We start from the raw sequence: 23,313 nt of genomic DNA, 5'->3' as shown, positions 1-23,313 counted from the left end.
TTTATGCATAAATGTATAATAAATATTCTATAGCGATTAAATATTAGACCATTCGCTAATTCGCAAGCGTCTCTATCTAAACAAGAATTGTAAAAGGCCGCGTAGCCTTATATACTGTCAACGGTTTTATACCGTATCGTCTGTGGGTAAACCTATTTTTACATCAATTTTTTACACTCCAGTGAACTTTTTGGTGTCCTAATTGGTTTATCTAGAGTGTGCCATCTACATTTGCAATATGTAGGTGGGTTTCATAAAAACAAGTAGATGAGCTCCTTTGTGGGCAAAGATGGGCAAGTAACTGTGAAAAAGCAAAGACCTGTAAATCTAGATCTTACGACTATATCTATGCCACCAACGGCTAAAGCGTCGATCCTTCATCGTGTAACCGGTGTTGCGTTTTTCTTCGCTTTAACCTTTGTGATTTGGGCTTGGTCTGAATCTCTTTCTTCTCCTGAAGGCTTCGAGTTTGTAAAAGAACTGATGTCTGGCTTTATTGCGAAATTCATCGCATGGGGCACCCTAACTGTATTGTCTTACCACATTATCGGTGGTATCCGTCACATGATTCAGGATATGGGACATTGGGAAGAATTAGAATCAGGCAACAATAGCGCGAAGATTGCATTAGCACTTTGGGTTATCGTAGCAATTTTAGCTGGAGTATGGATATGGTCTTAAATCAAGCGACATTGAAGCGTGATGGCGTACAAGACTACGTATCATTGCGCGCGACTGCGTTAATTATCCTAGCTTATGCGGTATTCATCGTAGGCTATCTGTTAATCACACCTGAACTTACTTATGAAGCATGGTCAGGGTTGTTCTCAAACTTGGCTGTGAAAGCAGCAACCATGATCACGCTAGTATGTATGATGGTACATACACGTATTGGTTTATGGCAGGTTCTAACTGACTATGTTAAGAACTCAACAACCCGCTCTATCCTTAGCTTTGTATTAAACCTTATGGCGCTAGCTTACGTAGCTATTGGCCTGTTTGTTCTGTGGGGTGTTTAAGTGAAATATAACGTACGCGAATTTGACGCAGTTGTAGTTGGTGCTGGTGGCGCGGGTATGCGCGCGGCACTCGCTATTTCAGAATCAGGTAAAACTTGTGCTCTTATTTCAAAAGTTTTCCCAACTCGTTCTCACACAGTGTCTGCACAAGGTGGTATCACTGTTGCGCTAGGTAACTCGCATGAGGACAACTGGGAATGGCACATGTACGATACGGTGAAAGGGTCAGACTACATTGGTGACCAAGATGCCATCGAATACATGACTAAAACGGGTCCTGAAGCTATCACTGAGTTAGAGAATATGGGTTTACCTTTCTCTCGTTTTGAAAATGGTCGCGTATATCAGCGTCCTTTCGGTGGTCAGTCTAAGAATTTCGGTGGTGAACAGGCTGCACGTACAGCGGCTGCGGCCGACCGTACTGGTCATGCACTGCTACATTGCTTATATCAGCAAAACGTGAAAAACAAAACCAACGTGTTCTCAGAGTGGTACGCGCTTGATTTAGTTAAAAATGATAAAGGCGACGTAGTCGGTGTTACCGCAATTGACATTGAGAGCGGCGAAGTCGTTTATTTCAAGTCTAAAGCGGTTGTGTTGGCAACGGGCGGTGCAGGTCGTATCTACGCATCGACTACTAACGCACACATCAACACGGGCGACGGCGTAGGTATGGCTGTTCGTGCTGGCATTTCAATGCAAGACATGGAAATGTGGCAGTTCCACCCGACCGGTATTGCTGGCGCTGGTACACTAGTGACTGAAGGTTGTCGTGGTGAAGGTGGTTACCTTCTGAATAAAGACGGTGAGCGCTTCATGGAGCGTTACGCGCCTAACGCCAAAGACCTTGCTGGTCGTGACGTTGTTGCACGTGCAATGATGACTGAAATTCGTGAAGGCCGTGGCTGTGAAGGCCCATGGGGTACGCACATTAAGCTTAAGCTTGATCACCTAGGTGAGGAAATGCTTAACCTTCGTCTTCCTGGTGTTTGTGACTTATCTAAGACATTTGCACACGTTGATCCAGCGAAAGAACCTATTCCGGTTATTCCAACTTGTCACTATATGATGGGTGGTGTACCGACAAACGTTAATGGTCAGGTGCTTAGCGTAAGTGAAAATGGCGATGAGCGTATTGTAGAAGGTTTATTCGCAGTAGGTGAAATTGCATGTGTATCTGTACATGGTGCAAACCGCCTAGGTGGTAACTCACTACTTGACCTCGTTGTATTTGGTCGTGCAGCTGGTAACTTCTTAGGTACTTACTTGAATGACTTTGAGTCTACAGGTGATGCGTCTAAAGATGACGTTGATAATGCGTTTGCACGTTTCAATCGCTGGGAGTCGTCTGAGGTCGGTAAAGGTGAAGACCCAGTACAAATTAAGAAAGACTTGCAAGAGTGTATGCAGCTTAACTTCTCAGTATTCAGAGAAGGCGATGCAATGGCAGAAGGACTTAAAGAGCTTAAAGAAATCCGCGAGCGTCTTAAGTTTGCACGCCTTGATGATAAGTCATCAGAGTTCAACACGCAGCGTATCGAATGCTTAGAGCTTGATAACTTGATGGAAACAGCATACTCAACAGCAGTAGCTGCTAATTTCCGTACTGAAAGTCGTGGTGCTCACTCTCGCTTTGACTTCCCAGAGCGTGATGATGAAAATTGGTTGTGCCACTCAGTTCATCATCCGGAATCTGATTCGATGACTAAGCGTAAGGTTAACTTTGCGCCTACGACTCGTGAAGCGTTCCCACCAAAAGCACGTACATACTAGGAGTTCAGCGATGGCTACTTTAGAATTATCAGTTTATCGTTATAACCCTGATGAAGATTCAGCACCACGTATGCAAGACTACACTCTAGAAGTAGAGGAAGGTCGTGACATGATGGTGTTGGATGCTCTGATGCAGTTAAAAGAGCAAGATCCAACTTTATCTTTCCGTCGTTCATGTCGTGAGGGCGTTTGTGGCTCTGACGGTGTAAACATGAACGGTAAGAACGGCCTCGCCTGTATTACCCCAATTTCTGCAGTGCAGAAAGGCGGTAAGGGCAAGATCGTTATTCGTCCATTACCGGGGTTACCAGTAATTCGTGACCTAGTAATTGATATGAGTCAGTTCTATACGCAATACGAGAAGGTTAAGCCTTTCTTGATCAACGACAAGCCAACTGGTGGTGAAGAGCGTCTTCAGTCTATTGAAGACCGCGAAAAACTAGATGGCTTGTATGAATGTATTCTTTGTGCATGTTGTTCAACGTCTTGTCCTTCTTTCTGGTGGAACCCAGACAAGTTCATCGGTCCTGCGGGTCTTTTACATGCTTATCGTTTCTTGGCTGATAGCCGTGATACAGCAACAGAAGAGCGCCTTGCAGATCTTGATGACGCGTTCAGCGTATTCCGCTGTCACAGTATTATGAACTGTGTTAGCGTATGTCCTAAAGGTCTTAATCCAACTAAGGCAATTGGACAAATTAAATCAATGTTGTTAAACCGCTCGGTATAACACATACTACTAGCTAAGATGGCAAGCAATCGCTTGCCATCTTGTTTTCGTTTGAGTTTCTGCGCTAGATAAAAGGGCTAATAGATGCACGAAGGTGTGATGAAGGCATGGCTAGAATCTTCGCATTTGTACGGCGGCAACGTTGCGTACGTAGAAGATCTATATGAGGCGTATCTAGATGATGCAGCTTCAGTGCCAGAAGAATGGCGAGAGGTGTTTGATCAACTACCTAAAGTTGATGGTGTGGATGTTGATACAAAACATTCCGAAGTAAGAGCGCAATTTGCGGAACTTGCAAAAAACAAACACAGAGAAGTCGTGGTATCAACAGAGGGTTCTGCTGACGCCAAGCAAGTTAAAGTTCTGCAGTTAATAAATGCATTTCGTTTTAGGGGTCACCAAAACGCGAACCTAGATCCACTTGGGATTTGGGAGCGAGAACGCGTTCGCGATTTAGACCCCGCTTTTCATGATTTAACTGACGCAGATCTAGAAAAAGAATTTAACGTCGGCTCTTTTGCATGTGGCAAAGAGACGATGAAGCTAAAAGACTTGTACGCTGCACTAAAAGCGACATACTGTGGCTCTGTCGGTGCAGAGTACATGCACATCACGTCTACCGAAGAAAAACGTTGGTTACAGCAGCGTTTAGAATCGACCTTCGCTAAGCCACAATTCGACAAAGAAACCAAATTAAGAATCTACAAAGGCCTTACTGCCGCTGATGGTTTAGAGAAATACTTGGGGGCAAAATTTCCAGGTGCAAAACGTTTCTCGTTAGAAGGTGGTGATTCTTTAGTACCTATGCTGAAAGAATTAATTCACCGAGCAGGTGAGAGCGGTCAGCAAGAAGCTGTTATTGGTATGGCACACCGTGGTCGCCTTAACGTATTGGTTAACGTATTGGGTAAAAACCCACAAGAACTATTTGATGAGTTTGCTGGTAAATACGGTGAACATGCAGGTTCTGGTGATGTTAAATACCACATGGGCTTCTCGTCAGACTTTGGTACAAAAGGCGGCAATGTCCACATGGCATTGGCGTTTAACCCATCTCACCTTGAGATTGTGAACCCTGTTGTTATGGGGTCTGTACGAGCTCGTCTTGACCGATTAAATTGCCAAAGCGGATCAAAGGCTTTACCTATTACGATCCATGGTGATTCAGCGATCGCTGGACAAGGTGTTGTTCAAGAAACTTTCAACTTGTCGCAAACGCGTGCATACGGTGTTGGTGGTTCAATTCGTATTGTTGTGAACAACCAAGTTGGCTTCACGACGTCAAAGCGTGAAGATACACGTTCAACAGAATACTGTACTGACATTGCGAAGATGGTTCAAGCACCTATCTTCCATGTTAACGCTGACGACCCAGAAGCGGTTGCATTCGTTACACAAGTGGCACTTGATTTCCGTAACAAGTTCAAGCGTGACGTAGTGATTGACTTAGTATGTTATCGTCGTCACGGTCACAATGAAGCGGACGAGCCAAATGCAACACAGCCGCTGATGTATCAAAAGATCAAAAAGCACCCAGTACCTCGCCAGCTATATGCTGAGCAGCTTGTACGTGAAGGTGTGTTCTCTGAAGAAGATGCAAAACAAATTTCTGAAGACTACCGTAACGGCTTAGATAAAGGCGTGTGTGTAGTAGAAGAAATTCAAAAAGAAACTAAGCATTCTTCGGATTGGTCTAAATATGTCGGTCATGACTGGGACGCGCCATATGAGCCAAAAGTTGAGTTAGAAAAACTCAAAGCGCTCGGCGAAAAGATTGCCAATTACCCAGAAACGCATAAAGCACAATCGCGTGTGAAAAAGATATACGACGATCGTAAATTAATGGCGAAGGGCGAAAAGCTATTAGATTGGGGTATGGCAGAGACGTTAGCTTATGCAACGTTAGTTGACGAAGGTACTGATGTTCGTTTAACGGGTCAAGACTCTGGTCGTGGTACATTTTTCCACCGTCATGCTGTCGTGCATAACCAACAAGATGCCGCTACTTATCTTCCGCTACAAAACGTACGTGAAGGTCAGGGCGTATTTGAGGTTTATGACTCGGTGCTTTCTGAAGAAGCGGTACTTGCATTTGAATATGGTTATGCCACAGCAGAACCTACGTCATTGGTACTGTGGGAAGCACAGTTCGGTGACTTTGCAAATGGCGCTCAAGTTGTATTCGACCAGTTCTTAAGCTCAGGTGAGCAAAAGTGGGGACGTTTATGCGGTCTAACACTACTTCTACCTCATGGTTATGAAGGTCAAGGCCCAGAGCACAGTTCATCACGTCTAGAGCGTTATTTACAGCTATGTGCTGACCACAATATGCAAGTATGTGTGCCATCAACACCAGCACAAGTTTATGCAATGTTGCGCCGCCAATCGGTACGTCCATTGCGTCGTCCTTTGATTGTGATGACACCTAAATCACTACTACGCCATCCGTTAGCTGTGTCTACGTTAGAAGAGCTTTCAGAAGGCGTGTTCAACAACATGATCGACGAGATTGATGATATCAATCCAGAAAATGTTGAGCGTGTCGTATTCTGTAGCGGTAAAGTGTACTACGAACTTTTACAAGAACGTCGTAAGCAAGAGTTGAACAACGTTGCTATTGTTCGTGTTGAACAGCTATATCCGTTCCCTCACAAAGAAATGGACGAGATCATGGCTCGCTACCAGCACGTGAAAGATTTTGTTTGGTGTCAAGAAGAGCCACAAAACCAAGGTGCGTGGTATTGTTCACAGCATCATTTCTGGGAAGCTATTCCATCTGGCGCTAATTTAACTTACGCAGGTCGCAAGGCCTCAGCTGCTCCAGCATGTGGATACATGTCTACACATACTAAAGAACAAAACGCGTTAATTGCTGACGCTTTAACAATCAAGAAATAAGGAATAAGAGATGACAACCGAAATTAAGGTTCCTGTTCTTCCTGAGTCTGTTGCTGATGCAACGGTTGCTACATGGCATGTAAGCGTTGGCGATAAAGTGACTCGTGATCAAAACTTAGTTGACATCGAAACAGATAAAGTCGTTTTAGAAGTCGTAGCACCTGAAGATGGTGTTATCGTTGCAATTTCAGAAGAAGAAGGCGCAACCGTTCTTGGCGAACAGGTTATTGCACAATTAGGTGCTGCTGATGAAGCAGCAGCGCCTGCACAATCAAATGAAAAAACAGCAGCGCCTCAGTCGGCGCCAGCATCAGAAGGTAAAGAAGTGGACATTAAAGTACCTGTACTTCCTGAGTCAGTAGCAGATGCTACTATCGCAACTTGGCACGTTCAACCAGGTGAAGCGGTTAGCCGCGACCAGAACTTAGTTGATATTGAAACAGATAAAGTGGTTCTTGAAGTTGTTGCACCTGAAGACGGTGTGATGGGTGAACATATTCACGCTGAAGGCGATACCGTACTTGCTGAACAAGTGATCGGTAAAATTGTAGCCGGTGGCGCACCAGCGGCAGCATCTAGCGAGAAAAAAGAAGAAGCACCAGCAGCATCTTCTGACGAAAACTCAGATGTACTAACACCATCTGTTCGTCGCCTTATCGCAGAAAAAGGCCTTGATGCTTCTAAGATCAAAGGTTCTGGCAAAGGCGGTCGTATCACAAAAGAAGACGTTGACGCCTTCCTTAAAGCGCCAGCAAAAGCAGAGTCTAAGCCAGCTGCATCAGCACCTGCTGCCCCTGTTGGCGAGCGTACACAAAAACGTGTACCGATGACACGTCTTCGTAAGACAATTGCTAACCGTCTACTAGAAGCGAAAAACTCAACAGCAATGTTGACAACGTTTAACGAAGTAAACATGAAGCCAATCATGGATCTTCGTAAACAATACCAAGAAGTGTTTGAGAAGCGTCACGGTATCCGTTTAGGTTTCATGTCTTTCTACGTGAAAGCGGTAACTGAAGCACTTAAACGTTTCCCTGAAGTGAACGCATCTATCGACGGTGATGATATCGTTTACCACAACTACTTCGATATCAGTATCGCGGTATCTACGCCTCGTGGTCTGGTTACACCGGTGCTACGTGACTGCGATAAGCTATCAGTTGCTGAAATCGAAAAGAACATTCGCGAACTGGCTATCAAAGGTCGTGACGGTAAACTAACAGTTGATGATATGACTGGCGGTAACTTCACAATCACCAACGGTGGTGTGTTTGGTTCACTACTTTCTACACCTATCATCAACTTACCACAGTCTTCAATCTTGGGTATGCACAAAATCCAAGAGCGTCCTATGGCAGTAAATGGTAAGGTTGAAATCTTACCGATGATGTACCTAGCGCTTTCTTATGACCACCGTCAAATCGATGGTAAAGAGTCAGTTGGCTTCCTAGTGACAATTAAAGAGTTGCTTGAAGATCCAACACGTCTACTGCTAGACGTATAATATTTGTTTAAAGAATAAGCTGTATGCTCGCATACAGCTTTTTTTTTGCGCCTTTGGTCTAAGTGGGGTTTTCATCAGAAGCCTTGGGATCTATACTATGTGCGCAATTTGGGATAGCTGACTATTTGCATAAATATTCAGCTTTTTTAGTATAAAAAATTGGATAAAGCATCATGAATTTGCATGAGTATCAGGCAAAACAACTTTTTGCCGAATATGGTTTACCTGTATCAGAAGGCTTTGCTTGTGATACACCTCAAGAAGCAGTAGAAGCTGCTGGTAAAATCGGTGGAGACAAGTGGGTTGTTAAGTGTCAAGTACACGCAGGCGGCCGTGGTAAAGCTGGCGGTGTTAAACTTGCAGACAGCAAAGACGAAATCCGCGCATTCGCTGAAAACTGGTTAGGTAAAAACCTAGTTACTTACCAAACAGACGAGAAAGGTCAGCCAGTTGCTAAAATCTTAGTAGAAAGCTGCACTGATATTGCAAATGAACTATACCTAGGTGCTGTTGTTGACCGTGGTTCACGTAAGATCGTGTTCATGGCATCAACTGAAGGTGGTGTAGAAATTGAACAAGTTGCAGAAGAAACGCCTGAACTAATTCATAAAGCTGAGATTGACCCACTTGTAGGTCCTCAAGCTTATCAAGGTCGTGAGCTAGCGTTCAAACTAGGTTTGAACCCAACTCAAGTTAAGCAGTTCACTAAGATCTTTATGGGTCTAGCGCAAATGTTTATCAACCACGACTTTGCACTTCTAGAGATCAACCCTCTAGTAATCACAGACGCTGGTAACCTACACTGCCTAGACGGCAAAATTGGTGTTGACGGTAACGCGTTATTCCGCCAGCCTAAAATCCGTGAGTTCCACGATCCTTCACAAGAAGACGCACGTGAAGCACACGCAGCAAGCTTTGAGCTTAACTACGTTGCACTAGACGGTAACGTTGGTTGTATGGTTAACGGTGCAGGCCTTGCAATGGGTACTATGGACATCGTAAACCTACACGGCGGTAAGCCAGCTAACTTCCTAGATGTTGGTGGCGGCGCAACTAAAGAGCGTGTATCTGAAGCGTTTAAGATCATCCTTTCTGATGACAATGTTAAAGCAGTACTAGTAAACATCTTCGGTGGTATCGTACGTTGTGACATGATCGCTGAAGGTATCATTGGTGCGGTTAAAGAAGTTGGCGTAAACGTACCAGTAGTTGTACGTCTAGAAGGTACTAACGCTGAAGCTGGTCGTGAAGTACTAGCTAACTCAGGCCTTGACATCATTGCAGCTGAGTCACTAACTGACGCTGCTGAGAAAGTAGTTGCTGCTGCGGAGGGCAAATAATGTCTGTACTAATTAACAAAGATACTAAAGTAATCTGTCAAGGTTTCACTGGTGGTCAGGGTACTTTCCACTCTGAGCAAGCTATCCAATACGGTACGCAAATGGTTGGTGGTGTTTCTCCTGGTAAAGGCGGTACAACTCACCTAGGTCTACCTGTATTTAACACAGTACGTGAGGCGGTAGAGTCAACTGGTGCAACTGCATCTGTTATCTACGTACCAGCTGCTTTTTGTAAAGACGCTATCCTTGAAGCGATTGACGCAGGTATCGAGCTAATCGTATGTATCACTGAAGGCATCCCTACGCTAGATATGGTTGATGTTAAAGTGAAGCTAGAAGAAACTGGCGTTCGCATGATTGGTCCTAACTGCCCAGGTGTTATCACTCCGGGTGAAACTAAGATTGGTATCATGCCTGGTCACATCCACATGCCTGGTAAAGTAGGTATCGTGTCACGTTCTGGTACTTTGACTTATGAAGCAGTTAAGCAAACTACTGACGCTGGCTTCGGTCAATCTACTTGTGTTGGTATCGGTGGTGACCCAATTCCAGGTACTAACTTCATCGACGTACTTGAGATGTTCCAAAACGATCCGCAAACTGAAGCTATCGTAATGATCGGTGAGATCGGCGGTACAGCTGAAGAAGAAGCGGCTGAGTACATCAAGCACAACGTAACTAAGCCAGTAGTTTCTTACATTGCTGGTGTTACAGCGCCTCCAGGTAAGCGTATGGGTCACGCTGGTGCAATTATCGCAGGTGGTAAAGGCACAGCTGACGAGAAATTCGCAGCACTTGAAGCTGCGGGTGTTAAGACCGTTCGCTCTCTTGCAGAAATCGGTTCTGCACTAAAAGAGAAAGCGGGTTGGTAAGTTAATACCATCGTTTTAAAAAGGCTCCTTATGGAGCCTTTTTTTGATCTCGATGATGGCTTATATTACTAATTCGCTCAATTAAGTGAACTCCATGTAGGCAAGGTATTAATTACCCGGAGCTGAGGTTATTTGGTTGCTGTAAATAAGCAATTTTTAACGCTGTTTGCGTCAGGTTCACGCCTTAAAATTGAGCATGTATCAAGCTCATCGTTACTGTGCCGTTACAAGCTGTATTCTCTTTCCACTTTAGCGATACGGGTGGTATAGCTTTGATACCATTTATTATTACCGCTTTTTTGCGCTTCAATGTGCTCAGCATTCGCTTTCCATGCTTTGATTGACTCAAGGTCTCGCCAATAAGAAACCGTGATCCCAATTTCTTCACGTGCTGATTCTAATCCTAAAAATCCGGGTTGAAGCTTAGCAAGCTCGACCATTCTCGACGCGGTTTGTGCGTAGCCCTCGTCGTCTTCATTTTTTATATTGGTAAAAATTACGGCGTAATAGGGGGGTGGTGGAGTCGTTGCAATCATAAGTTGTGGCGCAGTAAATTGTAGGTGTGAAGTTTATACCAATTAAGCTGTGCTCAAATCAATCATGATAAATAATGAGTTATTCATCAGAACAACTCATCATTTACTGCTAATGCTATTCGACCCCAAAAGGGTTGTGTATGCTGTGCGCAGGTTCAGTAAACCAACGCGGACCATCGTCGGTCATATAGAAATGGTCTTCCAAGCGAATGCCAAATTCGTCAGGAATAACCAGCATAGGCTCATTTGAAAAGCACATTCCAGCGGCAAGCGGCTCTGGGTTATCTTTAACTAAATAAGGCCATTCGTGGATATCTAAGCCGATACCATGCCCAGTGCGATGCGGGCAACCTGGTAGTTGATAGTCAGGACCTAACCCATTGCTGGCAATATATTCTCTTGCGGCCTTATCAACAGCGCCGCAGCTCGCACCAATTTTGGCTGCGTTAAATGCTGCAAGTTGTGCTTGCTTCTCGATTTGCCAAACGGATTTTTGTTTTTCACTGGGGTCGCCAAAAACATAAGTACGGGTGATATCACTAAGATAGCCGTGTAACTTACAGCCAGTGTCGACGAGAACCACATCGCCTTTTTTCAACGTTTGCGGATCTTTCACGCCATGTGGGAATGAGGACGCGACACCGAATAACACAATACAAAAATAATTGCCCGGTGCGCCCACTTTTTTGTGCGCTTCATTAACAAAGGCTTCCACTTCGGTTGTGGTGATCCCTTCATACAGCATAGATGCCGTCGCTTTATGTACGGCAAGTGTCATGTCCATTGCGCGTTGAATAAGGGCAATTTCATTTGCCGATTTATGCATTCTGCAATGTGCGGTTACTGCCTTTGCATTAATAAGCGAAAGCTTTGGAGCCGCGAGTCTGATCCCATCAGCAACAAAAAACGCAGTGCTTTCGTCAATGGCGAGTGTACCTGTGCTATCAATATTGAGTGTGTTAAGTACGTTTGCGACAAGCTCGTAAGGAGATTCTTCTTCTTGCCAAGCATGGATAGGGCCTTCAATCAGCCAATAATCTTTAATAGAACCAATTTCAAAAAATGGGACGATAAACTGGACCTGTCCGGTGGCGGGTAAAATAGCGCCGACCAAACGTTCACTGGTGTACCATTGTAAACCGGTAAAGTACTTTAAATTTGTACCTGCATTTAAATAGAGTGCATCAATGTTGTTTTGCTGCATATAGTGTTGAGCTTTTTCTATTCTTGCTAAATACTCGCTTTCGCCAATCGGTGCCACGCCTTTGGTCATATCTTCTAGGTTATCTAGCGCTTGCTGCGCACTTTGGTATGCAATACCTTTCATTTTTGTGCTCCTTGTTTAATTAAATCGAGCAATACTAAAAGGAGTAAGATCGATGTCGTTGGGCTTGTTGTCAATAAGATCTGCGATACATTCACTTGAAATTGCGGCTTGGGTCAGTCCTAGGTGTTGATGACCTAGTGCAAAATAAAGGTTGTGATGATTAGGCGCTTGTCCGATGACGGGTAAATAATCTGGGAGTGAAGGGCGGCAACCAACCCACAAGTTATCATTTTCCTGTGGCAGCGATGAGTTTAACAGCATGCGTGCATGATGTAATAACGCGTGAGCACGGCTGTAGTTGGGTTTACTCTCCAGTGTGGCAAATTCTACTGTACCGGCAAGTCTTAACCCTGTTGTCATTGGCGTCATAATGAACCCTCGTTCACTTGATGCGACGGGTCTGGTAAGCGTGTTATTCACTGCCAACATATTGTGATAACCGCGCTCGGCAATCATGGGCAGTGAGTAACCTAAAGACGCACAGAGCGTTTTACTTGCAGCACCTGTTGCCACGACTACTTTGTTAAAGGTTATCTTGTGGCTTTTGGAGTGAAGTGTATAGCCATGCCCTGTGTGGGTAATATTATCGATTGAGCCTTGCTTGAACGTACCGCCTAGCTGCATAAACTGCTCATATAACGTCAAACAGAGTGCGTAGGGATCTGTGCTATGCGCGACTTTATCAAAATACAGAGCTGAGGTAATAGTATTTGATAGGCTCGGCTCCATTTCTCGGGCTTGATCACCGGTAAGTAAGCTCACTGAAATGTCCTGCTCGGCGTATTTGTGATAGCTTTGACGCGCTACGCTTTCGGCGCCTTCAAATACCAGTAAACTGCCGTTGCTAGATATAAGTGTATGATACTTATCACCAAGCAAACGTTGATATGCGGGGAGTGCGCGTTCATTTAAACTTCTAAGTGCGATTGTACCTTTATGGAAGCAGCTACTTTTCATTTGCTTTAAGAATCGTACAAACCAAGGAATATTTTTGAGTAAAGAAGTAGTCTCAATTCGCAAAGGCCCAAGCGGATTGACTAACATGCTAGGCACCTTTGTGAGTATATCTGCATCTGCCATGGGAAATATTTGCTCTGTGGCAAAATGCCCCGCGTTGCCCATAGAGCAACCCTCTGCGGGCTGATTTTTATCGATCAAGGTAACAGCGTGGCCTCGTCGAGCTAGTTGCAGCGCTGAGGTGATCCCAATAATTCCTGCACCTATCACTGCAATGTTATTATTATTTTCCACGATTTACCTCACCATCTTAAATTGTATTTCTACATAGCCATCAATCAGGCCTCGTTTAAATACCAAGAAGAAAAATTTATTACATATAAATCATAAGACTACAGAGAGTTAAGCCAATCATTTGAGTGGATGGCTAAAAAATCTCAAGTTGAATATTGATTATTGTATACAATATACCTATGATGACAAGCACAATAACTAAACAACTTAATGAAAGGCGAGAACCATGAAGGTAAATTGGCAGGGTGTATATCCAGCGGTAACCACTCAATTCCATGATGATGAAAGCATCAACTTTGATACCACCAAAGCGATGATAGATAGCCTGATTAACGAAGGGGTTCATGGCATCATAGTATTAGGCACCGTAGGTGAAAATTGCTCACTCACGGCTGACGAGAAACGCCAAGTCTTAAAAGCTGCTACAGAAGTGGTAGGTGATAGAGTGCCACTACTTAGTGGTGTGGCTGAGACCACAACAGCACTGGCTATTGAGTTTGCCAAGGATGCAGAAGCGCTTGGCATAGATGGGCTGATGGTATTGCCGGGAATGGTCTACCGTTCAACCGAGCGCGAAGCTATTCATCATTACCAACAGGTGGCGCGCAGCACCGCGTTACCTATTATGATTTACAACAACCCAGTGACCTATGGTGTCGACGTGTCAATCGAAGGCATGAAAACCTTAGCTGAAGAGTCCAATATTGTTTCTGTAAAAGAAGCAACGGAAGATACTCGTCGTATTAGCGAGCTATTTAGCGCATTTGGCGATCGCTACGTGGTATTTGGTGGTGTTGATGACATCGCACTGGAAAGCCTGATGCTTGGCGCAACGGGTTGGATCTCGGGATTGACTAATGTATTCCCACGCGAGTCAGTGACTATTTATAGGCTTGCTGAGCAAGGTCGTTTTGAGGAAGCGCGCGCGCTGTGGCGTTGGTTTTTACCTTTGTTACGCTTAGATACAATCCCAACACTGGTGCAGTGCATTAAATATGCCGAGCAGCTAGCTGGACGAGGTAGTGAAGTAACTCGCTCGCCAAGATTACCTCTCACTCAAGAAGAAAAAGCCTATGTAAGTCGCTTGTTCGATGAAGCAATGGCAAATCGAATTGACTTAAGCCAATTTAACTTGGACTAAGCGTATGATTTTGGGCTCCTATTATTGTATTGATGGCCATACCTGTGGCAACCCTGTGCGCTTGGTCACAAGCGGTCATCCAACGCTTTTGGGTGAGAGTATGAGTGAAAAGCGCCAACACTTTTTACGTGACTACGATTGGATAAGGCGCGCACTGATGTTTGAGCCCAGAGGCCATGATATGATGTCGGGTGCCTTTTTATATCCACCGACCACTGCTGATGGGGATGTGGCAATCCTATTTATCGAAACCTCTGGGTGTCTGCCGATGTGCGGACATGGCACTATCGGGACAGTCACTTTTGGCCTAGAAAGTGGCCTTATTACTCCAAAAGAACATGGTGTACTCAAGCTTGATACTCCAGCGGGGCGCGTGAATGCTTATTATGAAATGAATGCAGGTAAAGTGACTTGGGTAAGACTCTATAATGTACCGGCATTTTTGGCGTATCAAGCGGTGCCTATCCACATTGATGGACTAGGAGAGCTTACTGTTGATATCGCTTACGGCGGTAACTTTTACATTATTGTTGAGCCTCAAAGTCTATTTGCTGGCGTGGATCAAAGTTGCGCCGCTGAATTACTGGCATGGAGCCCCAAAGTGCGCGCGGCAGTCAACGCGCAAATAAACCCTATCCACCCTGAAGACTCTACCGTGTGCGGCGCCTCCCATGTGTTGTGGACAGGCAAGCCACAACATCCAGATAGTCATGCTGCAAACGCGGTATTTTATGGCGATAAAGCACTTGATAGGTCACCTTGTGGCACAGGCACAAGTGCAAGAATGGCGCAGTTATATACAAAGGGGCTGCTAAAAGAGGGTGATACATTTGTTCACGAGAGCATCATAGGCAGTCAATTTATCGGTAAGGTCGAAGGCACAACTGAGGTCGCTGGAAAAGTGGCTATTCAACCAAGTATTCAAGGTTGGGCACGTCAAACGGGGAGTAACTGCATTACAGTAGATGACGAAGATCCTTACGCATTTGGTTTTCAGGTGCTCTAGCCATTAAGACTGAAAGAAAACAGGAGCTAACAATGAATTTATCAGGAAAGAGCTACATTAACGGTGCGTGGCAAGCTGCGCAAAATGCAACAACATTTTATGCGTTTTGTCCTGCAACCAATGAACCGTTAACGCAAGCACTTTTTAACGCCAGTGAAGCACAAGTACAGGAAGCCGTTAATGCAGCAGAGCAGGCTTTTAAGGCTTATCGTAAAACGTCGATGACTGCTCGTGCAGAGTTTCTAGAGACCATAGCACAAGAGATTCTCGCCTTAGGTGATGAGCTAATAACTACCACGATGGCTGAAACTAACCTGCCACGAGCAAGGCTTGAGGGCGAGCGTGGCCGCACGGTCAACCAATTAAACGCATTTGCCGCAGCGCTGAGAGATAACCTAGCAGAGCTCAGTTTAGATAGAGAAGAGCAAGCTGACCCAAATCGCACTCCGCTGCCTAAGCCAAAAACACAGCTTAAGCATATTCCAATTGGCACTGTTGCGGTGTTTGGCGCGTCAAACTTCCCGTATGCCTTTTCTACGCTCGGAGGCGATACCGCAGCTGCGTTAGCCGCTGGCTGCCCTGTGGTATATAAAGGTCACCCAGCACATCCGGCAACGTGTGAGCTAATGACTAAGGCCATCGCCACAGCAATAAGCAAGTGCGATATGCCAAGCGGGGTGTTTTCAATGCTGCAAGCCAAAGCGTACGATGTTGCGCATTGGCTGGTGGAAGCTAAGCCTATCAAAGCAGTTGGGTTTACAGGCTCCTTTGGCGTTGCAAAAGCATTGCAAGACACCATCGCGAAGCGCCATGAACCTATTCCGCTTTACGCTGAGCTTGGCAGCGTGAACCCGCAAATTGTCTTACCTGAAAAAGTACAGGCACAAGGCGCAGAGCTTGGTGCACAATTTGTCCAGTCTTTACTTATGGGTAATGGTCAATTTTGTACAAGCCCCGGTATTTGGTTGGTGCCAAGTAATAGTTCGCAAGCATTTATCGAGACAACTAAGCGACATATTAGTGAAGCGCCTTCAGATACCTTATTGACTCCGGGCATTTTAAAAGCTTATCAAAACAGCATCGCGGCGCTAAAAGCACACCCTCAAGTAACGTTGTTGAGCGCTGGTGAGCAAGCACAGCCGTTTCACGCCAGCGCTCACTTGTTCCTGACGGATAGCGAAAGCTTTGCAACCGATGCAAGGCTTAAAGAAGAAGTCTTTGGGCCAAGTGCTTTAGTGGTGAGCTATGACAACTTAGCGCAGCTTGAAGACTTAATCGCAGACTTAGATGGGCAGCTCACCGCCAGCATTCACGGCACTGAGTCTGACCTACATCAAGCTAAAGACATCATAGAAGCGCTACAATACCGTGTAGGTCGACTGATTTACGGGCAAATGCCAACAGGCGTTGAAGTGTGTGCCACCATGAACCATGGTGGGCCGTTTCCGTCATCAACCGATGTACGCTCAACATCGGTAGGGTTAGAAGCGCTCAAACGATTCGTAAGACCAATTTGTATACAAAGTTAAGCAAACAAAGCCCATAGTACCGCTATGGGCTTTTTACTGTATTGTACTTAAGGCGGTGTTCATGCTTATAGCGAGGTTGAGCTGTAGGTTGGTACTTAAGAGTTTTTTTGCTTGAGTGGATATGTATAGAGTGATAAGTTAGCGCTTTTCATAACAATAATCGGAACAGTCATAGTATCCATGGTTTGTAAAGACACAGATAAAAAGCCTAATTCACCAATCAACTCAAATAAGCACAAGTTCAAGCTAGCGCTGGTTTTAGGGGTCATAGCGCTAGTCGGTACTGTTGTATTTTTTGTCCTGACCAGTAATTTTATTGCGGTTGACAACTGCTTAGACGCTGGGGGAAGCTTCGACTACGCACTAGAGACTTGTGTTCACTAATAAAGTCATCGTTATACGGGTCGTTCCTAATGCGATATTGCTGGGTTCGACTTAATGACGAAGAGCAAATATATTTGTTCGTTTACAGGTAACCCATAAAGCGAAACTCGGTACAATAAACATAAACCTAATTTTGCGTAGCCACTGATAACTCAATACATGACCCTGTAATTAATTAAGACAAACATGCAATTTGCATTCAGATACGTTTATAATGGGTTCATAAAACAATAATTACTAAAGATTATGGCGATTGTACATAAAACTCGAACTCAATTAGTTGCTGAAGCAATTCGTGAAAAAATCCTCACTGGCGAAATCAAAGCGGGCGAGCCGCTAAGGCAAGCCGCACTGGCGGATGAGTTAAATGTCAGTCGTATCCCAGTTAGAGAAGCCCTTCTGCAACTAGAAGCTGAAGGCTTAGTTAACTTTGAAGCGCACAAAGGTGCGACAGTCACGCGTTTAAGTGCCGAACAAATTGATGAAATATTTGACTTACGCGCATTGTTAGAAGCCGAGCTATTACGTCACTCAATCGAAAAGTTAACCGCGCGCGACCTATTAGAAGCCGAAGCCATCTTAGCTGAACTTGAAGAAGCCACTGCCGCTGGTGATACACAGTTGGCAACGGGTAAACTCAACGCCGAATTTCACAGTAAACTCTACAGCAAAGCACAGCGCCCACAAACTCGCGAGTTGGTGGATGTGTACAGTAAAAACTCTGAGCGCTACGTGCGCATGCACATCCTTCTTGCCGGTGGCATTAAAACTGCGCCCGAGGAACATCGCCAGTTATTAGAGCTGTGCCGCGATAAAAATACCAAAGGTGCCTGTGACTTTTTGAAAAAGCATATCACTGGCGCAAAAGATGATATTAAAGCGCTGCTACTAAAGCTTGAAAGCGAGCAATAGGTAAATTTGGTTAAATAAATCTCAGTGGATTTCTGAACCGTAGTCATATTTACTACCATGACTGTTGTTCAGGACGCTGTAATTACATGTATTGCACAGACATAATCATACCTAACGCCCCCAACATTGATCCACATCATCCTCGCAAGACTAAAGTCTCATCAAAACTTGGCGGTTTTTTATCTATCTTTACTAAGTTCCAGCCAAACTGAGTAACTTATTATGACAACAACAACCTATCAACAGGTATACCACACATTTTCCCAAGACCCAGAGGCATTTTGGCTCAACGAAGCGGCACGGCTTGATTGGCATACGCCACCACAAATCGGACATAACCAAGACCAAGAGGGGCTAAGTCATTGGTTTAGTGATGGTTTGATGAATACCAGTTATTTGGCACTCGACCATCATGTACACCATGGCCAAGGCGAGCAAACCGCGCTAATTTATGACTCGCCGGTGACGAATACCAAACGCAAAATTAGCTATCGAGAATTGCTCTCTCAAGTGAGCCATTTTGCGGCTGGCTTAAATCAACTTGATGTTAGCGTAGGTGATAGGGTGGTAATTTATATGCCCATGGTGCCTGAGGCGGTTGTTGCTATGCTTGCCTGCGCGCGCGTGGGTGCTATTCATTCTGTGGTGTTTGGCGGTTTTGCGCCCCATGAGCTTGCGGTGAGAATAGATGATGCTAAACCAAAGCTAGTGATCAGTGCTTCTTGTGGAATTGAAATAGGTCGCACTATTGAATACAAACCTATGCTGGATGAAGCTTTATCGTTGGCAAAGCATCAAGTGGAACATTGCATTGTGCTACAGCGTGAAGCATACCAAGCACAGATGTCTTCGCCAAGAGATCTAGATTGGACGGTGGTGGCAAATACACCAGAATCTTTTGATGCTGTGCCTTTACCAAGCACGCATCCGCTTTATATTTTATATACCTCTGGCACCACAGGCACACCCAAAGGAGTAGTGCGAGAGCAGGGGGGTCACGCTGTGGCATTAAACTACAGTATGAAAACCGTTTACGGCATGGAGCCCGGTGAAGTATTTTGGGCAGCATCCGACATTGGCTGGGTTGTGCCTGTCTTAAAACTATTAGAGTCGTTGAGCGTTTACCCAAAACCCGTTCGGGTAAAATACTTAGAAAGAACTTACGCCAGCTGGTGGATGGAGAAGATATTATCGTACCGTCTACCATTGATGACCCAGTCATTATTGAAGAATTAAAACAGCTGTGGGGCGAGAGTCAGTACCAATAGTTTTGTATGTCAGCGGGTTACTCCAATGCCAAACATTCAATATTTAATGTGGCTGGTTTATCCCGCGATAAAATATACCTCAGGTATGAGCGGGTTCACCCCGCGATCTTTTGAGTACGGTTATCGTTTTAACCTAATATCACGTTAAGTCATGGTCGCCTATGCTGCTGAGCTAACAGAGTGAACTTTGTTTAGAGGGTTACCGACGTTGAGTAGGAGCGGGTTCACCCCGCAATCTTTAATACAGCTCTCTCAAAAATCCATCATCACAACAACCCAACACAACCAACCGCTGTCCGCAAACTGTCCGGTGTCCGTCCAACTTCTCTAATTTACATCGTTAAAATTAATAAAATCTATATAAAACAATAATATAAATTCTGGCACGTTACTTGTTATTAATTATTCATCATATTAGCGGACACCAGCTTGTCCGCATGGAGGTAGCATGATTAAAGATACAAGTGCGCAAGACAAACAAGTCGCCAAAAAAAGAACCATAAAAAAGCCAGTTATCGCTTTACTTACCCTTGGGATCACCTTAGGTGGATTAACCAGTGCTTGGCCAAGCATTAACACGATTTTATCTGCCGAGCAGGCGGTGTCGCGGGAGCAAATACGTCTTGCCACAGTCGTAAGAGGTGATATCAGCGAAGATATTCGTGTTGAGGGGCGTACGCTCGCTGCGAATAACCCTGATTTATACGCGATTGCATCAGGTACGGTAACACTCAACGTTAAACCAGGTGATAACATAGTTGCAGGGCAAATTTTACTCAGTATTGACAGTCCTGAGTTGGATAATCGTCTACTTCAAGAGGAAGCGACGTTTGAACGGCTTCAAACAGAAGTTGAGCGCCAGCGGATCTCAATCAAGCAGCAGCTACTCGATACCAAACAACGCATGGAAATGGCGAAAGTAGAACTGGAAGCCGCTGAGCGGGAAATGGCGCGATCAAAACAAAGTATCGAAAAGCAAATCATCTCAAAGCTAGAGCTTGAGCAGTCCATGGTCGAGCTAAAGCGCGCACAATTGCAAGAGCAGCATGCCATTGAGTCTTTAAAACTGGAGCAAGAGCGGCTCGCGTTTGAGCTCAAAAGTAGCGAACTCAGTCTAACTCGACAACAACATATTCTAGAAGAAGTGCAGCGTCAGGTTGCTGCACTTAATATTGTTTCGCCGCTGTCGGGGATTGTTGGTACGGTACATGTGCAGCAAAAACAGTTCGTGCAGCAAGATGCGGCGCTCATATCATTGGTTGACCTTTCAGAGCTTGAAGTGGAAGCACAAATTCCTGAAATTTATGCAGAAAACCTAGGTGCAGGCATGGCCGCTGAGGTATTCATTAATCAATATCAATACAGCGCTAAGCTAGTTGCAATTTCCCCTGAAATTGAAGCTGGCCGCGTGAGTGCACGGGTGCGATTTGACGAGCAGCCAAGTGGTCTTCGTCAAAATCAAAAAGTATCAACCAGAATTATTCTGTCGCAAAAGCAAGACGTACTCAAAGTAAAAAGAGGTGCATTTGTTGAAACAGGCGCTGGGCGTTTTACATACACAGTTGTCGGTGAGCAGGCAGATCAAATATCCATTCAGCTTGGTGTAAAAAGTATTTCTGAAGTTGAGGTTATCGATGGCTTGAGTGAGGGGCAAGAAATCGTGATCTCAAGTTTAGAGCCGTTCAATAACAAAGCGCGAGTGTTACTCGGTAAGTAAGTCAGCCGCGCATCAAATAAGAATGAGAAGGAATAAGTAATGTTAAAAATGAATGAAGTAAGCAAAATTTACCGCACTGATCTGATTGAGACCCATGCGCTGAGCAATGTGAATTTGAGCATAGATGAGGGGGAGTTTATTGCCGTTACCGGTCCATCAGGTTCAGGCAAAACGACTTTTTTGAATATTGCCGGTTTATTAGAGCGCTTTGAACGTGGAGACTACTATTTAGATGGTGAAAACGTTGCCAATCTTAACGATAAAAAGCTGTCACAGCTAAGAAATGAAAAAATTGGTTTTATCTTTCAAGGTTTTAATCTTATCAGCGACTTATCTTTATATAACAACGTTGAAGTTCCCCTTATTTTCAGAGGAATAAAAGCCAGTGAGCGCAAAAAGCGCATTGAAGAAGCACTTGAGCTCGTTGGGCTTGCAAGCCGCATGAAACACTACCCGGCACAGCTAAGTGGTGGACAGCAGCAGCGTGTTGCCATTGCCAGAGCATTAGCTGGAAAACCTCGGTTCTTATTAGCAGATGAGCCAACAGGTAATTTAGACAGCTTAATGGCAAGGCAAGTGATGGACTTGTTACAAGAAGTAAACCAAGCGGGTACTACATTGATTATGGTAACGCATGACAATGAGCTGGCAAGACGAGCTGGTCGTAACATTCAAATTCTTGATGGCGAACTCACTGACATCACTAAATCTCAGCTAACTGATCTGGCAGTGTAGGAGCAGGCAATGAAAGAGTTAGTAATTTTAGCTTGGCAAGGGTTAAAACAAAAGCCCAAGCTCAGTGCACTGATGGTGATCAACCTAGCAGTTGGGATCACATTAATGTTAACGATGTCAGCTATTGTGAAACAAAGCAGTAGTGAGGTAATTGGCTACAAGGGGGATAGCTTATACACAGCTGGCCTCAACTATTTTGACGTCGATGAAGACGTGAACGACTTTAGGCAGTTTCCTCGTTGGACGTATCAAGATGCTCAGGCCCTTCAACAAGCGAATTTACCGTATGAATATGTATCGTTTAACTATACCACTGAATTTATCGTGGGGCTTGCAGATAATTCAGTTAGGCCAATAAGTGTTGAGGCGTCAGGTACAGATAGTGGGATGTTTAATGTGCTTGATGTGCCGTTTATCTATGGTACCGCGTGGAATGCGCAAAGCGAGAAAAGTGGCGAAGCAATCGCTGTTATCAGCAAACATGCCAACGATCACTTATTTGGTGGAGTAGACTCTGTAGGGCAGTTTATTCAGGTTCAGGGAGAGCAAATACGAGTTGCTGGTGTAGTCGACCTAACGCGCTATAAACGTCGCTTTCAAGATTTAAGTTTTAGTAATAATTATAATCACGACGTATTTATCCCTCTAAATTATGCTTATGCGCAAAACTTTCCGAGAACGGGACAGGTAACGTGTAGAACCGACGACTTATACACAACAATCAGTCCTCGTAGTGGCAGTATCGATATGCTGAAAAGTGCAGAATGTGGTTATTTGACGGTGTGGTTTCAGTACCACAATGACGTAGAATTGGTGCAGTTGGCCGAATTAAAAACATGGTTGAATAATTATATTAAGCAGCAGCAAGCGCTTGGTCGTTTTCAACATAAAAACCTTACCGACTTTTATAGCATGAGCGAGTTGTATATTTTGATCCAGCGCTTTATGGCATGGGAAGCTATTTACCTGACTTTTTCTTACTTATTATTTGGTATTTGTTTAGTCAATACCGTTGGTATTCTGCTGGCTAAATTTCAAGCTAATCGCAAACTTATTTCCCTATACAGGGCACTTGGTGCCAACCAAAGCGTGATCATGATCATTCACTTTTTAGAGATTTTAATGTTAACCCTAGCTGCCATTGTCCTTGGGTTTATATTGGCGTTCGCAGGTCTTGAATTGATGTTCCATTTACGCATGTACCAAACTGACTATATGGCCATAGCAGAGCAAGTAAGGCAAATCTATCAGTTCGATAGTGAATTGGCGCTTGTGACAACGCTAGGTATTTTCTTGGCAGTCGGACTGTTTGGACTATATCCGGTGTACCGCAGTAGCCGCGTATCACCAGCATCGGAATTAAGGGGATAA

Annotated in this window: 18 protein-coding genes and 1 pseudogene; 16 read left to right on the top strand and 3 right to left on the bottom strand. The window is 44.6% G+C overall.

Translation table 11 applies throughout. The annotated features are described in order from the left end of the window. Nucleotides 1-303: 303 nt before the first annotated feature. From sdhC to sucD, 8 genes are all read left to right on the top strand, one after another. Nucleotides 304-681, top strand: coding sequence for a succinate dehydrogenase, cytochrome b556 subunit (gene sdhC, locus J8Z24_RS08820; protein ID WP_125252744.1), 378 nt, complete (start codon nucleotides 304-306; stop codon nucleotides 679-681). Further along, nucleotides 672-1,019, top strand: a complete 348-nt coding sequence (gene sdhD / locus J8Z24_RS08815; protein ID WP_128731348.1) for a succinate dehydrogenase, hydrophobic membrane anchor protein — start codon at nucleotides 672-674, stop codon at nucleotides 1,017-1,019. Before sdhC ends, sdhD begins: the two co-directional genes overlap by 10 nt. Further along, the gene (gene sdhA / locus J8Z24_RS08810; RefSeq protein ID WP_125252746.1) at nucleotides 1,020-2,792 is read left to right on the top strand and encodes a succinate dehydrogenase flavoprotein subunit; all 1,773 of its coding nucleotides are present in this window, start codon (nucleotides 1,020-1,022) and stop codon (nucleotides 2,790-2,792) included. 10 nt (nucleotides 2,793-2,802) lie between these two features. Beyond that, complete coding sequence (locus tag J8Z24_RS08805) at nucleotides 2,803-3,522, top strand: succinate dehydrogenase iron-sulfur subunit (protein WP_125252747.1); 720 nt, start codon at nucleotides 2,803-2,805, stop codon at nucleotides 3,520-3,522. Between the two features lie 84 nt (nucleotides 3,523-3,606). Then, nucleotides 3,607-6,420 carry a 2-oxoglutarate dehydrogenase E1 component gene (gene sucA, locus J8Z24_RS08800; protein WP_147389638.1) on the top strand — a complete coding sequence of 938 codons (2,814 nt, stop codon included), beginning with the start codon at nucleotides 3,607-3,609 and terminating at the stop codon, nucleotides 6,418-6,420. A 10-nt stretch (nucleotides 6,421-6,430) separates the two neighbouring features. Next, nucleotides 6,431-7,924 (top strand): 2-oxoglutarate dehydrogenase complex dihydrolipoyllysine-residue succinyltransferase, encoded by a 1,494-nt coding sequence (gene odhB / locus J8Z24_RS08795; protein WP_128731350.1) that lies wholly within the window; start codon nucleotides 6,431-6,433, stop codon nucleotides 7,922-7,924. A 173-nt stretch (nucleotides 7,925-8,097) separates the two neighbouring features. Continuing rightward, on the top strand, nucleotides 8,098-9,264 hold the full coding sequence (gene sucC / locus J8Z24_RS08790) for an ADP-forming succinate--CoA ligase subunit beta (RefSeq protein ID WP_010371452.1): 1,167 nt from the start codon (nucleotides 8,098-8,100) through the stop codon (nucleotides 9,262-9,264). Continuing rightward, nucleotides 9,264-10,136, top strand: coding sequence for a succinate--CoA ligase subunit alpha (gene sucD, locus J8Z24_RS08785; protein ID WP_099641555.1), 873 nt, complete (start codon nucleotides 9,264-9,266; stop codon nucleotides 10,134-10,136). Before sucC ends, sucD begins: the two co-directional genes overlap by 1 nt. 224 nt (nucleotides 10,137-10,360) lie before the next feature. Here the strand turns inward: sucD and J8Z24_RS08780 are convergent, their stop codons facing one another. From J8Z24_RS08780 to J8Z24_RS08770, 3 genes are all read right to left on the bottom strand, one after another. Continuing rightward, a complete protein-coding gene (locus J8Z24_RS08780) occupies nucleotides 10,361-10,672 on the bottom strand; it encodes an antibiotic biosynthesis monooxygenase family protein (RefSeq protein ID WP_252094542.1) in 312 nt (103 codons plus the stop codon). 115 nt (nucleotides 10,673-10,787) lie between these two features. Next, entirely contained in the window at nucleotides 10,788-11,999 is a 1,212-nt protein-coding gene (locus J8Z24_RS08775) for a M24 family metallopeptidase (RefSeq protein ID WP_252094541.1), read from the bottom strand. Nucleotides 12,000-12,014: 15 nt separating this feature from the next. Then, complete coding sequence (locus J8Z24_RS08770) at nucleotides 12,015-13,250, bottom strand: NAD(P)/FAD-dependent oxidoreductase (RefSeq protein WP_252094540.1); 1,236 nt, start codon at nucleotides 13,248-13,250, stop codon at nucleotides 12,015-12,017. Between the two features lie 226 nt (nucleotides 13,251-13,476). Between J8Z24_RS08770 and J8Z24_RS08765 the strand changes: the two genes are divergently transcribed. From J8Z24_RS08765 to J8Z24_RS08730, 8 genes and pseudogenes are all read left to right on the top strand, one after another. Beyond that, nucleotides 13,477-14,391, top strand: a complete 915-nt coding sequence (locus tag J8Z24_RS08765; RefSeq protein ID WP_252094539.1) for a dihydrodipicolinate synthase family protein — start codon at nucleotides 13,477-13,479, stop codon at nucleotides 14,389-14,391. A gap of 4 nt (nucleotides 14,392-14,395) precedes the next feature. Then, nucleotides 14,396-15,397: a 4-hydroxyproline epimerase gene (locus tag J8Z24_RS08760; protein WP_252094538.1), complete on the top strand. Its 1,002-nt coding sequence runs from the start codon at nucleotides 14,396-14,398 to the stop codon at nucleotides 15,395-15,397. A 32-nt stretch (nucleotides 15,398-15,429) separates the two neighbouring features. Further along, the gene (locus J8Z24_RS08755) at nucleotides 15,430-16,926 is read left to right on the top strand and encodes an aldehyde dehydrogenase (NADP(+)) (RefSeq protein WP_252094537.1); all 1,497 of its coding nucleotides are present in this window, start codon (nucleotides 15,430-15,432) and stop codon (nucleotides 16,924-16,926) included. Nucleotides 16,927-17,556: 630 nt separating this feature from the next. After that, nucleotides 17,557-18,222 carry a GntR family transcriptional regulator gene (locus J8Z24_RS08750; RefSeq protein ID WP_128731358.1) on the top strand — a complete coding sequence of 222 codons (666 nt, stop codon included), beginning with the start codon at nucleotides 17,557-17,559 and terminating at the stop codon, nucleotides 18,220-18,222. A 222-nt stretch (nucleotides 18,223-18,444) separates the two neighbouring features. Further along, nucleotides 18,445-19,311 (top strand): annotated as a pseudogene (locus J8Z24_RS08745) (AMP-binding protein); the annotation flags it as partial. 627 nt (nucleotides 19,312-19,938) lie between these two features. Beyond that, nucleotides 19,939-21,207 carry an efflux RND transporter periplasmic adaptor subunit gene (locus J8Z24_RS08740; protein WP_252094536.1) on the top strand — a complete coding sequence of 423 codons (1,269 nt, stop codon included), beginning with the start codon at nucleotides 19,939-19,941 and terminating at the stop codon, nucleotides 21,205-21,207. 39 nt (nucleotides 21,208-21,246) lie between these two features. After that, nucleotides 21,247-21,942: an ABC transporter ATP-binding protein gene (locus tag J8Z24_RS08735; protein ID WP_176031781.1), complete on the top strand. Its 696-nt coding sequence runs from the start codon at nucleotides 21,247-21,249 to the stop codon at nucleotides 21,940-21,942. A gap of 9 nt (nucleotides 21,943-21,951) precedes the next feature. Beyond that, nucleotides 21,952-23,313 (top strand): ABC transporter permease, encoded by a 1,362-nt coding sequence (locus J8Z24_RS08730; RefSeq protein ID WP_252094535.1) that lies wholly within the window; start codon nucleotides 21,952-21,954, stop codon nucleotides 23,311-23,313.

The sequence above is a fragment of the Pseudoalteromonas sp. SCSIO 43201 genome, from assembly GCF_023716725.1.
Taxonomy (GTDB): domain Bacteria; phylum Pseudomonadota; class Gammaproteobacteria; order Enterobacterales; family Alteromonadaceae; genus Pseudoalteromonas; species Pseudoalteromonas peptidolytica.
The sequence above is the reverse complement of the archived record's forward strand: the minus strand, read 5'-3'. Positions and strand labels throughout refer to the sequence as shown.

What these genes read in the sequence shown, in the direction of transcription:
- J8Z24_RS08765 (WP_252094539.1), top strand. Translation starts at nt 13,477, where the DNA reads ATGAAGGTAAATTGGCAGGGTGTATATCCAGCGGTAACCACTCAATTC.
- sucA (WP_147389638.1), top strand. Translation starts at nt 3,607, where the DNA reads ATGCACGAAGGTGTGATGAAGGCATGGCTAGAATCTTCGCATTTGTAC.
- J8Z24_RS08740 (WP_252094536.1), top strand. Translation starts at nt 19,939, where the DNA reads ATGATTAAAGATACAAGTGCGCAAGACAAACAAGTCGCCAAAAAAAGA.
- sucC (WP_010371452.1), top strand. Translation starts at nt 8,098, where the DNA reads ATGAATTTGCATGAGTATCAGGCAAAACAACTTTTTGCCGAATATGGT.
- sdhD (WP_128731348.1), top strand. Translation starts at nt 672, where the DNA reads ATGGTCTTAAATCAAGCGACATTGAAGCGTGATGGCGTACAAGACTAC.
- J8Z24_RS08775 (WP_252094541.1), bottom strand. Translation starts at nt 11,999, where the DNA reads ATGAAAGGTATTGCATACCAAAGTGCGCAGCAAGCGCTAGATAACCTA.
- sucD (WP_099641555.1), top strand. Translation starts at nt 9,264, where the DNA reads ATGTCTGTACTAATTAACAAAGATACTAAAGTAATCTGTCAAGGTTTC.
- odhB (WP_128731350.1), top strand. Translation starts at nt 6,431, where the DNA reads ATGACAACCGAAATTAAGGTTCCTGTTCTTCCTGAGTCTGTTGCTGAT.
- J8Z24_RS08805 (WP_125252747.1), top strand. Translation starts at nt 2,803, where the DNA reads ATGGCTACTTTAGAATTATCAGTTTATCGTTATAACCCTGATGAAGAT.
- J8Z24_RS08735 (WP_176031781.1), top strand. Translation starts at nt 21,247, where the DNA reads ATGTTAAAAATGAATGAAGTAAGCAAAATTTACCGCACTGATCTGATT.
- J8Z24_RS08730 (WP_252094535.1), top strand. Translation starts at nt 21,952, where the DNA reads ATGAAAGAGTTAGTAATTTTAGCTTGGCAAGGGTTAAAACAAAAGCCC.
- J8Z24_RS08750 (WP_128731358.1), top strand. Translation starts at nt 17,557, where the DNA reads ATGGCGATTGTACATAAAACTCGAACTCAATTAGTTGCTGAAGCAATT.
- J8Z24_RS08755 (WP_252094537.1), top strand. Translation starts at nt 15,430, where the DNA reads ATGAATTTATCAGGAAAGAGCTACATTAACGGTGCGTGGCAAGCTGCG.
- J8Z24_RS08760 (WP_252094538.1), top strand. Translation starts at nt 14,396, where the DNA reads ATGATTTTGGGCTCCTATTATTGTATTGATGGCCATACCTGTGGCAAC.
- J8Z24_RS08780 (WP_252094542.1), bottom strand. Translation starts at nt 10,672, where the DNA reads ATGATTGCAACGACTCCACCACCCCCCTATTACGCCGTAATTTTTACC.